This window comes from Adhaeribacter swui (assembly GCF_014217805.1).
GTDB lineage: Bacteria > Bacteroidota > Bacteroidia > Cytophagales > Hymenobacteraceae > Adhaeribacter > Adhaeribacter swui.
The window spans coordinates 3398694-3410861 of the sequence record NZ_CP055156.1 but is presented as its reverse complement, the minus strand read 5'-3'; the positions used below and the strand labels follow the sequence as shown (position 1 = coordinate 3410861).

Sequence of the window (12168 nt, the reverse complement as noted above, 5' to 3'; positions counted from 1 at the left end):
CACAGACTATAATATTATTTTCTGGTATAATGGTCAGAAAGCTGAAGTAAAAGGTTAATTTCTAAAATTTTGAATGATGAATTACCTATTCATCATTCAAAATTTTCCAACCTTTTAACCTTTCAACCTTCTAACTAAAATTCAACCTGTAACCTGTAACTAATATTTCGCCATAGTAGGGTCAATTTCGTTGGCCCAGGCCAGGATGCCGCCTTTTAAGTTATACAGGTTTTTAAAACCGTATTTTTTCTCTAGGGCCGCAATAGCTTTAGCGCTCCGAACACCGGAACGGCAGTGTACTACCACGTTTTTATCGGAAGCAATTTTATCAATGGCGGCTTCTACTTCAGCCAATGGAATTAATTCGCCGTGCAAGTTAGCAATTTCGTATTCGTAAGGCTCGCGCACATCAATTAATTGGAAGTCGGTGTGGTTTTCCTGCCACGCGTGTAAGTCGCTTACCGAAATTTCTTTTACTTTATCTTTTTCGTCTTCATCATCGCCACCAATACCGCAGAAGAATTCGTAGTCGATTAGTTCGGTTACTGGTTGGTTATCCGGATCTTTGTGCACTTTTAATACCCGGGTTTCGAACACCGCGGCATCAAACAAAAACAACCGACCGGATAATGGCTCGCCTACGCCAGTTAATACTTTGATCACTTCGTTAGCTTGCAAAGAACCAATAATACCGGGTAGTACGCCCAATACGCCGCCTTCAGCGCAGCTGGGCACTAAACCGGGCGGTGGTGGCGTTGGGAATAAATCGCGGTAATTAGGCCCTTTGTTTCCTTCGGCATCGGTGTAGTTAAATACCGAAACCTGCCCTTCGAAACGGAAAATAGAACCGTAAACATTGGGTTTATTTAAGATAACACAAGCATCGTTTACTAAATAACGGGTCGGAAAATTATCGGTACCATCGGCTACTAAGTCGTAGTCTTTTATAATATCCAGCGCATTTTCGGAAGTTAGGCGCTCGTTGTGCACGATAAAGTTTACGTACGGGTTTAAGGCAGCTAAACGGTCCCGGGCGGCTTCTACTTTTGGCCGGCCCACATCAGAAACGCTAAATAAAACCTGGCGCTGCAGGTTGCTGTCGTCTACCACATCAAAGTCCAGGATACCAATGGTACCTACGCCGGCGGCGGTTAAATACAACAACAAGGGGCTGCCTAAACCACCGGTACCAACTACCAAAACTTTGGCGGCTTTTAAGCGGCGCTGGCCTTCAATGTTAAATTCGGGTATAATTAAATGGCGGCTGTACCGCTCTAATTCTTCTTTATTAAAAGTTACCATTGTAGTAGGTATTAACTTTTCAGGTATAATTAACCAGATTACTCTGGCATTTTTTAAATTTTTATGTTTTCGAAAAGCTTGTAATCAGCAAAAACTAGTTAATACCACCGGCAATGGCCGGAATAATACTGATTACCGAATTGTCCTGCACGGCAGTTTGCTCGTTTTGCAAAGCTTTAATGTCTTCGTCGCCGAGGTATAAGCGCACAAACTTACGCACTTGTCCGGCATCATCGAAAATATGTTTTTTAATTTCCGGATGGGTTTCCGCTAAACTTTGTAGACTTTCCAGCACGTTGGAGCCATTGGTTTCGATGGTGGCCTGGTTACCGGTAAATTTTCGGAGGGGCGTAGGAATTATTATTTTTGCCATTTTAGGTATTCTGAATATGATTTTCGTTTTGTAAGATAGATTCTTGTTCGAACTGACCGGCTTCGTTTAATTGCCAGGAAGTAAGGTCCGCTACTTGGCCTTGCCGCACCGATACAATAATGTAAGAAAAGTACGGTACTGCCTGGTTTAAATCGTGCTCCGAAGGCCGGGCCGGATGATCGGGATGCGAGTGGTACACGCCTAGTAAATTAGTGTTATTTTCCAGGGCGTATTTTTCGGCTCGCATGTAATCTACCGGCGAAATCTCGAAGCGACGGCGTTTGTCGCCGTCTTTGCTGTTGGTTACCGGTACCGCTTCCTGCACTAGGCGCACGTCCGTTTCATTCCCGTACAAAAAGCCGCAGCATTCGTCTGGGTATATTTCCGTGGCATGTTCCTGAATCAGGCGGTGGGCAGTTTCGGTGAGTTGTAGTTTCATTTATTTTTAAATTTTACTCTTCCGCCAGTTACAAACTGGCTTTTTATTTAAAGACCCAAGTTACGCTGCGCTAAACCTGCGCCATGAAAAGTATTTGCGCTAAGGGAATACTTAAAAAATTAGGGCTTTAACCAAAAGTCTAATATCCAATATCTAACATCCAACATCTAGAACAACGATTTTAATACTTCGGCGTACTTCTCGGCATTGTCCGGGAAAACCGTTACGATTACGCCTTCGTCGATGCTCTCGGCTACTTTAATGGCACCAGCTAAATTGGCGGCGGCTGATGGGCTAACCAGTAAACCTTCTTTTTGCGCTACTTTCTGAATTAAATCAAAAGCTTCGTAGGTATCAATCGCCAAGTTTTGGTTGGCAATAGTAGCATCGTAAATTTTTGGTACCCGCGCGGTTTCCAGGTGCTTCCACCCTTCCAGGCCGTGCATGGCCGCATCGGGTTGCAACGATATTAATTCAATCTCCGGATTTAACTCTTTCAACTTGCGGCTGGTACCGGTAAATGTACCGGTGGTGCCTAAACCCGCCACAAAGTGGGTGATTTCGCCTTTGGTTTGCCGGAAGATTTCGTTAGCCGTAGTGTGGTAATGCGCTTGCCAGTTACTTTGATTACCGTATTGGTCCGCGTAAAAATACCGGTCGGGGTAATCCGAATTTAACTGCTTGGCAATTTCCTGAGCCTCATCCGTAGAACCAAAACGCGAGGTATAGATGATATTAGCGCCGAACGCTTTTAATAAAGTTTTCCGTTCTTCCGAGGCATTTTCGGGCAAGCAGATGGTAACAGGTATTTGCGTAGCGGCGCCAATGGCGGCGTAAGCAATAGCCGTGTTACCACTCGAAGCATCCAATAAAGACTGGCCGGGTTGCAATCTACCGCTTTTTACCGCATCCTGAATTATCCGGAAAGCAGGCCGGGCTTTTACGCTGCCGCCTAGTTGTTGCCACTCTAGTTTGGCGTAAATTTTAACGCCCGGCTTGCTGTAAGCCCGGGTAATCGGAAATAACGGCGTATTGCCAATAAAAGAACTTAAAGTAGTTAGTTGCTCTTGTAAATCTTGCGTTTCGGCGGTGAGTAACATATTTTTAAAATTTTAAGTCAGCAGAAAAATTTATGCAAAAAGAAATAAAAAAGCCTTTCCGGGTTTCCCAGGAAAGGCTTGATGAAAGTTGCATCCAAAAATTAACACGCAGCCGCATCAAGGCTTCCCCAGGGGCAAGCACAGCAACAGCAACACGCCGCATGGTTAATCTGGAATTGTTTATTCATTTTAATTTCTTTTAGTATATAAACAAAAAAAGCCTCTCCTGGTTTCGGAAAGGCTTATATATTCTTGTTTTTTTAAATTTTATATAACAGCAAACCTTTCCGGAAGCGTAAACGCCGCACAACAGCAACCTGCCAGCGCATTGTTAATACCAGAAAAGGTCATATTTGTTTTCATGTTCTAATTATACTTGCGGCAAAGGTAAAAAACAAAACCAAAGCACCAAATTATTTAAACAAAATTAATGCCGTAAACTTTATAAGTTTTTTACTGCCAGCCCGAACATAAAAAGCTGCCATTCAGTAACGAAGGCTTGTTGTACGTAAATGGCTCGCCGTCGGGATTAGTTAATTTGCCACCGGCTTGTGCCAAAATGGCGTGCCCGGCGGCGGTGTCCCATTCCATGGTAGGCCCATGCCGGAAATACAGTTGCGCTTTGCCTTCGGCGATTAAACAAAATTTTAAAGAAGACCCGATGCGTACTTCGTCGGTAACCGCAAACTGGCTTAAAAAAGCAATTTCTTCCGGCGCTCCGTGCGAGCGGCTTTTCACGGCTACTAATTTCTCTGTTTTTCCGGTTACTGCCAGTTTTTCTACTTCCTGGTCACCTTGTTTTTTATAGGCGCCATCCTGGCCGTTAGTGTAATAAAGCTCGTTGGTAACGGGGGCATAAATAACGCCGGCTACGGGCGTAGTGCCTGCTACTAAAGCAATGTTTACCGTAAACTCACCGTTGCGGCTGATAAACTCTTTGGTCCCATCCAGGGGGTCAACGCACCAATACAAGGGCCAGGTCTGGCGCACTTCGTAGGGCACCATTTTTCCTTCTTCGGATAAAACCGGGATATCGGGGGTTAACGCAGCTAATCCGGCGGCAATTACATCGTTGGCGGCCTGGTCGGCTTGGGTAAGCGGCGACTGGTCGCTTTTTAAAGTTATCTGCGTAAAGCTGGCCGGTTGATTATAAACCTCCATGATGGCATCGCCGGCTTTTTTAGCTATTTGTAACAAGTCGGGCATTATCGCGGAAACATTTATCGCGGCCATAAATCTGTTTTTTAAAATTTAGGCAAAAGTAACCGGATTTAAATGGCCGCCAAGCCTGGCTCATTAAAAAATAAACCCCGCAGCTTTTTACCTGTTTTATCAAACGTAAAATTTTAAAAATTTAATTTTTACTGAACTTGAACCGGTGTAAGGAGCGGCTAATTTTTAAGTTCTCAAATTAATTTTAAACATCTTACCAAAATACCGCTTAATTTAGCCGCGAATTTTTCAAGAAGAATATGGCAGAAAATATTCACCCGATTTTCGATCAAACGCTCACGCGGGCAAGTAAAGAAGAATTGCTACGACAACGGGCCATCGTTATCTGGATGGTAGGCTTATCCGGTTCGGGTAAAAGTACTTTGGCAAAAGGCCTGGAATTTGCCTTGCACGAGCGCGGCCACTTAACCCAGTTACTCGACGGCGATAATTTACGCAGCGGCATTAATAACAATTTAGGCTTTTCGGATGCGGACCGGCTGGAGAATATTCGCCGTTCGGCTGAAACAGCCAAGCTGTTTTTAAATGCAGGTTTAGTAACAATTTGTTCTTTCATTAGTCCAACGGCCGAAATCCGGAGCATGGCGAAAAACATTATCGGTGCAACTGATTTTTACGAAGTGTACATTAATGCGCCTTTTGAAGTATGCGCCCAGCGCGATGTAAAAGGCTTGTACAAAAAAGCCCTGAACGGCGAAATCAAGAACTTTACTGGCCTGGATGCGCCTTTTGAAGAGCCCCAAAATCCTGACCTTGAAATTCGTACCGGCCAGGAAGACTACGCCCTTAGCTTGCAAAAGCTTTTGGATGCTATCTTACCTCGCATTACCTTTGCCGCTTTAGGTTGAAAGGTTGCAGGTTGGAAAGTTAAAAATTTAAAAAATTTACAACTTGATGCTTCTAACCATTTGGCAAGGCAGCTATTCATTCATCAACGATTGATTAAAATAAAGATATAATTTTTTAAAACTATGGTCCCAAGACCATAAGCTGTGGACTAAAACACATGTATTCCTATAAACTTAGTTACCTAAAGCAACTCGAAGCCGAATCTATCTTTTTGATTCGCGAAGCGGTTGCGCAATTTGAAAACCCGGTACTGCTGTTTTCCGGCGGTAAAGATTCTATTGTGATGGCGCATTTGGCCCGCAAAGCTTTTTGGCCCAGCAAGTTACCTTTCCCGATGCTGCACGTGGATACCGGCCATAACTTCCCCGAAACCATTGAATTCCGGGATTATTTGGTAAATAAAATTGGCGCCCGCCTGATTGTGCGTACCGTGCAGGAATCTATTGATAAAGGTTTAGCGCAGGAAGAAAAAGGCCCGAATCCAAGCCGCAATGGTTTGCAAACCATTACCTTATTAAGCGCCATCGAAGAATTTAAATTTGATGCCGCTTTTGGCGGAGCCCGCCGCGACGAAGAAAAAGCCCGCGCCAAAGAACGCTTTTTCTCGCACCGCGATGAATTTGGCCAATGGGACCCGAAAAACCAGCGCCCCGAGTTGTGGCATTTGTATAACGGCCGTAAAAATGTGGGCGAGCATTTCCGGGTTTTCCCGCTCAGTAACTGGACCGAGCTGGACATCTGGCAGTACATTGCTTCCGAGAATTTAGAAATTCCGAGTATTTACTTCTCGCACCAGCGCGAAATTGTAAACCGCCAAGGCGTGCTGCTGGCTAAATCGGAATATATTTCTTTGCTTAAGAATGAACAGTACGAAGAGCAAACCGTGCGTTTCCGGACTGTGGGCGACATGACCTGTACCGGAGCGGTTTTCTCCCCGGCCAATACCATAGAAGACATTATTGCCGAAGTAGCGGCTGCCCGCGTTACCGAACGCGCCGCTCGCGCCGACGATCAACGCTCCGAAGCCGCTATGGAAGACCGAAAAAAACAAGGTTATTTTTAATAGTAGTCGATAGTCCACGGTCGATAGACCACAGAATTAGATTTTTTTAAAATAAAAAAAGTTTAACGGTAATTGCTGAATGGTTAATCAATTAGATTAGTGGAAGTTTTTTAACCTTTCAACTTTCCAACCTTAAAACTTTCTAACCCTTAAACCTGCAACTTGTAACCTGCAACTTGCAACTTGCAACCACTTAAAATGAAAGAACAAACACGCGAGGCCGATTTGCTGCGCTTTATTACTTGCGGCAGCGTAGATGATGGTAAAAGTACCCTCATTGGCCGTTTGCTGTACGATACCAAAACCATATTTGAAGACCAGTTACAAAACATTGAGCGCACCAGTCAGATGCGCGGCGAAGAGTACGTAAACCTGGCGCTCCTCACCGATGGCTTACGTGCTGAACGCGAGCAAGGTATAACCATTGATGTGGCCTACCGTTACTTTGCTACGCCCAAACGCAAGTTTATCATGGCCGATACGCCGGGCCATATTCAGTATACCCGCAACATGGTTACCGGCGCTTCTACCGCCAACTTAGCGGTAGTTCTGGTGGATGCCCGCAAAGGCGTAATTGAGCAAACCTGTCGCCATACGTTTATCACTTCGTTACTAAAAATCGATCATATTATTTTGTGCGTGAACAAAATGGATTTGGTGGATTACAGCCAGGAGGTTTACGAGAAAATTAAAACCGACTTCCAGAATTTTATCTCCCGCTTAGATATTGCCGATGTACGTTATGTGCCGGTAAGCGCTTTGCAGGGCGATAACATTGTAAATAAATCTGCAAATATGCCGTGGTACGAGGGCTCTACCTTGTTGTACATGCTTGAAAACGTGCACCTGGGCAGCGATTTAAACCACGTAGACGCCCGTTTTCCGGTGCAATACGTATTGCGCCCGCAAAGCACCGAGTACCACGATTTCCGGGGTTACGCGGGTCGTGTAGAAGGCGGCGTATTTAAACCCGGCGACGAAGTACTGGTGTTGCCCTCGGGCTTTAGCAGTACCGTAAAATCCATTGAAACTTTTGATGGTCCCGTGGCCGAAGCCTTTGCTCCCATGTCGGTAGTTATTACTTTAAACGACGAGATTGATATTAGCCGCGGCGACATGCTCGTGAAACCTAATAACCAGCCCGAGATTAGTCAGGATTTAGAAGTAATGGTTTGCTGGATGAGCGAAAAACCTTTAGTAAAAGGCAAAAAATACATTGTGCGCCACACTACCAAAGAAGCTAAGTGTCTGGTAAAAGATATTCGTTATAAAATGAATATTAACACGCTGCACAAAATTGAAGACGACCTGAACATTGGCTTAAACGATATTGGCCGGATAACCCTGCGTACCACCCTGCCCCTTTTCTACGACGATTACCGCAAGAATACCGGCACTGGTAGCTTGATTTTAGTAGATGAGTTTACCAACGAAACCGTAGCCGCTGCTATTATCCTCTAAGCTCATTTTAACTATAAACAAAAAGCGACTGTTCCGACGAAAGAACAGTCGCTTTTTATTTGCGGCACAAACGAAATTTAAAAAATTATCAATCCCGCACTTTTTCTTCCCGCTCAATTTTTACTTCTGTTTGATCACGGTATATTTTACCCGCTTTTAAATCTACCTGATATTTTACACCGGGTTCATACGCGATGGTATATCCCGTTCGAGGATCAAGGAGTTTACCGATCTGCGGGAAAACCCGTAATCCGGTTTCCGGATCTTCCATATACGCTTTAGATGTGTCAATGGCATTTGGCATGAAAGCCGCATTACTACCCGGATTTACTAACGGCATAAACGATTTAACTTTCGGCGCATGATTCATCGAAAACGCTTTAAATCTTACCAAAAACCTATTTAAATCATTGGTTTGCGCCTGGCTTTTAAAATGAATGCTCAGAAAAAAGGCCAATAAAATAAACGAAATTTTCATAGCGATAAGGTTTAAATGTAAGCATCTACCCTCTTGATGTAAAACCAGGAGTAAATGCATAAACTTAGCCTACCAAAATACAAAATCAGTTATCGCGCGGGTTAATGGTGTCCGAAATTTTAATTTTTTAAAATTATCTTTTTCGTAGCCAAATTCTTTAATCTTTCTTCTGACTGGCCCGGAAAAGTTTTTGCTTTTCGTCTTTGGATAAGCTCTCGTAACCCGACCGCGAAATTTTGTCCAGAATTAAATCAATTTCGGTTTGCGAGGGTTCGCCACTCGACGACGCGGAAGAATAAGAAGTGCTGCGGCTTTGGTTTTTATAAGTTACTTTTAAAGGAGTACGGGGTTTAAAAAGATTCCGGAAAAAATTAGCAATCCCGTGAATAGGCCGCCCTAAATCGGTGCCCCGCTGCAGTTGTTTGATAAATACAAACCCGATTAATGCGCCGCCCAAATGCGCTAAATTACCGCCGGCATTATCGCCGATTGCGCCCGAAATAGATAATAAAACAAAAAAGGCGGCAATGTATTTGATTTTTACCGGACCAATAAACAATAAATTAAAAGTATAATTGGGCAGTAAAGTAGCGGCTGCCACGGTAACGGCCAACACACTCGCCGACGCCCCAATCATCGTAGCATAAATCGCCCGGCTTTGATAAAAAGGAATCAAGTTGTAGAAAAGCACAAAGAAAATTCCTCCGGCCAAACCGCCCAGCAAGTACAAGCTAACCAGTTTTTTATCGCCTAAATATTCCCGGATAATCATTCCAAACCAATACAGGTTTAGCATGTTAAAAATAATGTGAAAGAATTCCCGGTGGGTAAAAAAGTAAGTAAAAATAGTCCAGGGCCGGGTAAGGAATATGCCCGGATTAGCCGGCATGGCAATATAATCCAGAATGGTTTCAAAAACGCCATCGGTTTGCGTAGAGATTTTAAGGATTACCCGTACCAGGAGCAATACCACAAAAATAATTACATTAATCAGAATCAACTGATTAAGGGCGTTGCGTAACCGGAACGCATTCCGGATATCGTCAAAAATACTCGTCATAGAGGTTGGTTAGTAAAAATCAGTTCGGTTCCGTTCCCAAACTTTAATTAAGATAAACGCAAAAAGCATACCTCCCAAATGGGCATAATGCGCTACGTTATCGCCGGGCATGCGTTTTACCCCCGCGTAAAGCTCGTAGGCTCCGTAGAACAACACAAAATACTTGGCTTTAATGGGAAACGGAAAAAATAACAAAAATAATTCTGTATTCGGGAACAACATCCCAAAAGCCAGTAAAAGACCAAACACCGCCCCGAAGCCCCCACCATCGGAATGTTAATTATACTTTCGTAAATGTTTTTGATAGCTTTTTTAGAAGCCGCAATTATGGCCGGATCGTTAGCATTGCGTTTGTACTCCACAATAGCTTGCTTGTTGTAGCCGCCATCCAGGTGCTCGTCCAGGAAAGCATTTAAAGCTTCCGGTGACGGATTTACCAGAAAAGATTCCATTTGCTGCTGCATATTTCCAAACTCGTAAGTACGTACCCCGGTATATAATACGCCAGCTCCAATGCCGCAGATTAAGTAAAAAATTAAAAATCGCTGCGCGCCCCAACGGTACTCCAGCATCGGGCCGAAAATAAATAAACTGAGCATGTTGCTGAACAAATGCCCAAAGTTGCCGTGCATGAACATATAAGTAAAAAACTGGTACGGCCGGAAATACTGCGACCGGAAGCCGTATAAGGCAAACGGCGCCGAACTGCCAAAATAGCTGAAAGCCAAAAAAGCCACAACATTTATAATCAAAAGATTACGAACCGTGGGGGTTATGTTTATCATATCAAATAAATCAATTTTTTAAAAAAAAGTGTTGCAGCTGCCCCAGCTCCATCATCACTAACGTTTTCTGGCCCGAAGGCGTATAGTTGGGCATCTGACAGGCAAACAGTTTATCTACCAAAGCATTCATTTCTAAGTCGGTAAGTTTGCTGGTAAACCTGGATGATACCCGTTTGGCCATGGCCCGCGCCAGGTTTTCTTTCTTAGAAAGCGTTAACTCCTGCTGATTGTTTTTGTATTGCTCCAGTAATTCTTCCAGCAAAGCTTTTTCGTCGCGCGCGGGCACATCGGCCGGTATGCCGTTTAACACAATGGTGTGTTTACCAAACTCGCTAAACACAAAACCCAAAGCATTAAACTCACCGGCCAGTTGTTGCATCAAATCGTAATCGTTCGGCGAAAGTTGTACGGCTTGCGGGAACAACAAAGCCTGCGAACCGCCACTGTTCTTCTGCAGCGAAGCCGAGTATTGTTCGTACAAAATACGCTCTTGCGCCGCTTGCTGGTCCACGAGCATAATGCCCGATTTTACCTGCACCATAATGTATTTCTGGTGTACTTGCAGCGCTTTTTTACCTGAAGGTTCCGGATTACTTAGGTTACTGAACCCGCTTAAAAAATCCAGTTCGGTTAATTTACTTTCGTCGGGTTCGCGCGCAAATTCCCGCGATGGTTGCGTTAAAGGCTCAAATACCTTTTGCCAATCCTGTTGCTTGGTAACGTTACTTTTAACCGGATTTATTGAAATGGGTTTAGCCGGACTGGAGTTCTCCCGGATAAAATTTTCAAAATTACTCGCTTTTTCAAATTTATTCTCTTCAAAGGATGGCGTAACGGGCTTTAAAGGCGCAAAATTTACGTCGCCTTCAAAATCCAAGGACGGGGCAATGTTATGCACCCCCAACGATTGCTTTACCGCCGCCCGCACAATGGCATATACCGTTTTTTCGTCTTCAAACTTAATTTCAGTTTTGGTAGGGTGCACGTTTATATCAATGCTTTCGGGTGCAATTTCCAGAAACAACACGTAAAACGGATGGCTGTCTTTGGGCAATAATCCTTCGTAGGCGGTTTGCACGGCGTGGTTCAGGTACGAGCTGCGGATGTACCGTTCGTTTACAAAGAAAAACTGTTCGCCGCGGCTTTTTTTGGCAAACTCCGGCTTGCCAATGTAGCCTTTTACTTTTAAAAACGGGGTAATTTCTTCGCAGGTGGCTAACTGTTCGCGGTAATTATTGCCGAATAAGTTTACAATGCGCTGGCTTAATTTACCGGCGGGTAATTGAAAAATTTCAATCTCGTTTTGGTACAGCGAAAAAGCAATGTCCGGGTGGGCCAAGGCTACGTGCATAAACTCATCCAGAATATGGCGCATCTCAACAGGGTTGGATTTTAAAAAATTGCGCCGGGCCGGTACGTTAAAAAATAAATTTTTCACGCAAACCGAAGTACCATCGGGCACCGCCACCGGTTCCTGGCTAATAAACTCCGACCCTTCGATCACGAGTTTAGTGCCGGTATCGCTGGTGCGGGTTTTGGTTTTTAGTTCTACCTGGGCCACCGCCGCAATTGAGGCCATGGCTTCGCCACGGAAGCCCATAGTCCGGATCCGGAACAAATCTTCGCTGGATTTAATTTTGGAAGTGGCGTGTCGCTCAAAACACATGCGGGCATCGGTTTCGCTCATGCCCAGGCCGTTATCTACCACCTGAATCAATTGCTTGCCGGCTTCCTTCACAATTAACTGAATATTGGTACTCTGCGCATCAACTGCATTTTCGAGTAGCTCTTTCACCACCGATGCCGGACGCTGCACCACTTCGCCGGCGGCAATCTGGTTCGCTAAGTACTCGGGTAACAAATGTATAATATCGGGCATGCAGCACTCTCTTTTTTAAAATCGGGCAAACTTAACTAATATCTTTAAACCAAACACCACCAAACAACCAGACTAGCCTCTACCCGGAATCAACCAAATTACGTTATATTCCGGATTGATTTCCGTTTTTTAAAGTTAATCAATCA

The 12168-nt window shown here is 44.3% G+C and carries 13 protein-coding genes and 1 pseudogene; 4 read left to right on the top strand and 10 right to left on the bottom strand.

Features of this window, described 5'->3' with window-relative positions:
- Window positions 1-159: 159 nt before the first annotated feature.
- From moeB to HUW51_RS14380, 4 genes are all read right to left on the bottom strand, one after another.
- On the bottom strand, window positions 160-1302 hold the full coding sequence (moeB, locus tag HUW51_RS14395) for a molybdopterin-synthase adenylyltransferase MoeB (protein ID WP_185270335.1): 1143 nt from the start codon (window positions 1300-1302) through the stop codon (window positions 160-162).
- 94 nt (window positions 1303-1396) lie between these two features.
- Window positions 1397-1675, bottom strand: a complete 279-nt coding sequence (locus tag HUW51_RS14390; protein WP_185270334.1) for a MoaD/ThiS family protein — start codon at window positions 1673-1675, stop codon at window positions 1397-1399.
- Window position 1676: 1 nt separating this feature from the next.
- On the bottom strand, window positions 1677-2114 hold the full coding sequence (locus tag HUW51_RS14385; RefSeq protein ID WP_185270333.1) for a Mov34/MPN/PAD-1 family protein: 438 nt from the start codon (window positions 2112-2114) through the stop codon (window positions 1677-1679).
- A gap of 167 nt (window positions 2115-2281) precedes the next feature.
- Window positions 2282-3214: a PLP-dependent cysteine synthase family protein gene (locus HUW51_RS14380; protein ID WP_185270332.1), complete on the bottom strand. Its 933-nt coding sequence runs from the start codon at window positions 3212-3214 to the stop codon at window positions 2282-2284.
- Window positions 3215-3246: 32 nt separating this feature from the next.
- Between HUW51_RS14380 and HUW51_RS14375 the strand changes: the two genes are divergently transcribed.
- Complete coding sequence (locus tag HUW51_RS14375; protein WP_185270331.1) at window positions 3247-3417, top strand: hypothetical protein; 171 nt, start codon at window positions 3247-3249, stop codon at window positions 3415-3417.
- Between the two features lie 250 nt (window positions 3418-3667).
- On the opposite strand, the gene cysQ is transcribed toward HUW51_RS14375, so the two are convergent.
- A complete protein-coding gene (cysQ, locus tag HUW51_RS14370; RefSeq protein ID WP_185270330.1) occupies window positions 3668-4447 on the bottom strand; it encodes a 3'(2'),5'-bisphosphate nucleotidase CysQ in 780 nt (259 codons plus the stop codon).
- A gap of 239 nt (window positions 4448-4686) precedes the next feature.
- Here cysQ and cysC point away from each other — a divergent pair, with 239 nt between their 5' ends.
- The 3 genes from cysC to cysN all read left to right on the top strand — a co-directional run bounded on the left by cysC (window position 4687) and on the right by cysN (window position 7820).
- The gene (gene cysC / locus HUW51_RS14365) at window positions 4687-5295 is read left to right on the top strand and encodes an adenylyl-sulfate kinase (RefSeq protein WP_185270329.1); all 609 of its coding nucleotides are present in this window, start codon (window positions 4687-4689) and stop codon (window positions 5293-5295) included.
- A gap of 158 nt (window positions 5296-5453) precedes the next feature.
- Complete coding sequence (gene cysD, locus HUW51_RS14360; protein ID WP_185270328.1) at window positions 5454-6359, top strand: sulfate adenylyltransferase subunit CysD; 906 nt, start codon at window positions 5454-5456, stop codon at window positions 6357-6359.
- Window positions 6360-6557: 198 nt separating this feature from the next.
- Window positions 6558-7820: a sulfate adenylyltransferase subunit CysN gene (cysN, locus tag HUW51_RS14355; protein ID WP_185270327.1), complete on the top strand. Its 1263-nt coding sequence runs from the start codon at window positions 6558-6560 to the stop codon at window positions 7818-7820.
- An 88-nt stretch (window positions 7821-7908) separates the two neighbouring features.
- Here cysN and HUW51_RS14350 read toward each other — a convergent pair whose 3' ends face one another.
- The 5 genes and pseudogenes from HUW51_RS14350 to mutL form a co-directional block, all read right to left on the bottom strand.
- The gene (locus HUW51_RS14350) at window positions 7909-8298 is read right to left on the bottom strand and encodes a hypothetical protein (RefSeq protein ID WP_185270326.1); all 390 of its coding nucleotides are present in this window, start codon (window positions 8296-8298) and stop codon (window positions 7909-7911) included.
- 157 nt (window positions 8299-8455) lie between these two features.
- Window positions 8456-9358: a rhomboid family intramembrane serine protease gene (locus tag HUW51_RS14345; protein WP_185270325.1), complete on the bottom strand. Its 903-nt coding sequence runs from the start codon at window positions 9356-9358 to the stop codon at window positions 8456-8458.
- 9 nt (window positions 9359-9367) lie between these two features.
- The gene (locus tag HUW51_RS24870) at window positions 9368-9580 is read right to left on the bottom strand and encodes a hypothetical protein (protein WP_394353934.1); all 213 of its coding nucleotides are present in this window, start codon (window positions 9578-9580) and stop codon (window positions 9368-9370) included.
- A gap of 320 nt (window positions 9581-9900) precedes the next feature.
- Window positions 9901-9990: pseudogene (locus HUW51_RS24925) on the bottom strand (rhomboid family intramembrane serine protease); the annotation flags it as partial.
- A gap of 163 nt (window positions 9991-10153) precedes the next feature.
- Window positions 10154-12022, bottom strand: a complete 1869-nt coding sequence (gene mutL / locus HUW51_RS14335) for a DNA mismatch repair endonuclease MutL (RefSeq protein ID WP_185270324.1) — start codon at window positions 12020-12022, stop codon at window positions 10154-10156.
- Window positions 12023-12168 lie beyond the last annotated feature (146 nt).

Excerpts from the sequence above, each read along its gene's own strand:
- cysD (WP_185270328.1), top strand. The coding sequence starts at position 5,454 with ATGTATTCCTATAAACTTAGTTACCTAAAGCAACTCGAAGCCGAATCT.
- HUW51_RS14345 (WP_185270325.1), bottom strand. The coding sequence starts at position 9,358 with ATGACGAGTATTTTTGACGATATCCGGAATGCGTTCCGGTTACGCAAC.
- HUW51_RS14350 (WP_185270326.1), bottom strand. The coding sequence starts at position 8,298 with ATGAAAATTTCGTTTATTTTATTGGCCTTTTTTCTGAGCATTCATTTT.
- HUW51_RS14380 (WP_185270332.1), bottom strand. The coding sequence starts at position 3,214 with ATGTTACTCACCGCCGAAACGCAAGATTTACAAGAGCAACTAACTACT.
- cysN (WP_185270327.1), top strand. The coding sequence starts at position 6,558 with ATGAAAGAACAAACACGCGAGGCCGATTTGCTGCGCTTTATTACTTGC.
- cysC (WP_185270329.1), top strand. The coding sequence starts at position 4,687 with ATGGCAGAAAATATTCACCCGATTTTCGATCAAACGCTCACGCGGGCA.
- mutL (WP_185270324.1), bottom strand. The coding sequence starts at position 12,022 with ATGCCCGATATTATACATTTGTTACCCGAGTACTTAGCGAACCAGATT.
- HUW51_RS14375 (WP_185270331.1), top strand. The coding sequence starts at position 3,247 with ATGCAAAAAGAAATAAAAAAGCCTTTCCGGGTTTCCCAGGAAAGGCTT.
- HUW51_RS14390 (WP_185270334.1), bottom strand. The coding sequence starts at position 1,675 with ATGGCAAAAATAATAATTCCTACGCCCCTCCGAAAATTTACCGGTAAC.
- HUW51_RS24870 (WP_394353934.1), bottom strand. The coding sequence starts at position 9,580 with ATGTTGTTCCCGAATACAGAATTATTTTTGTTATTTTTTCCGTTTCCC.
- cysQ (WP_185270330.1), bottom strand. The coding sequence starts at position 4,447 with ATGGCCGCGATAAATGTTTCCGCGATAATGCCCGACTTGTTACAAATA.
- moeB (WP_185270335.1), bottom strand. The coding sequence starts at position 1,302 with ATGGTAACTTTTAATAAAGAAGAATTAGAGCGGTACAGCCGCCATTTA.
- HUW51_RS14385 (WP_185270333.1), bottom strand. The coding sequence starts at position 2,114 with ATGAAACTACAACTCACCGAAACTGCCCACCGCCTGATTCAGGAACAT.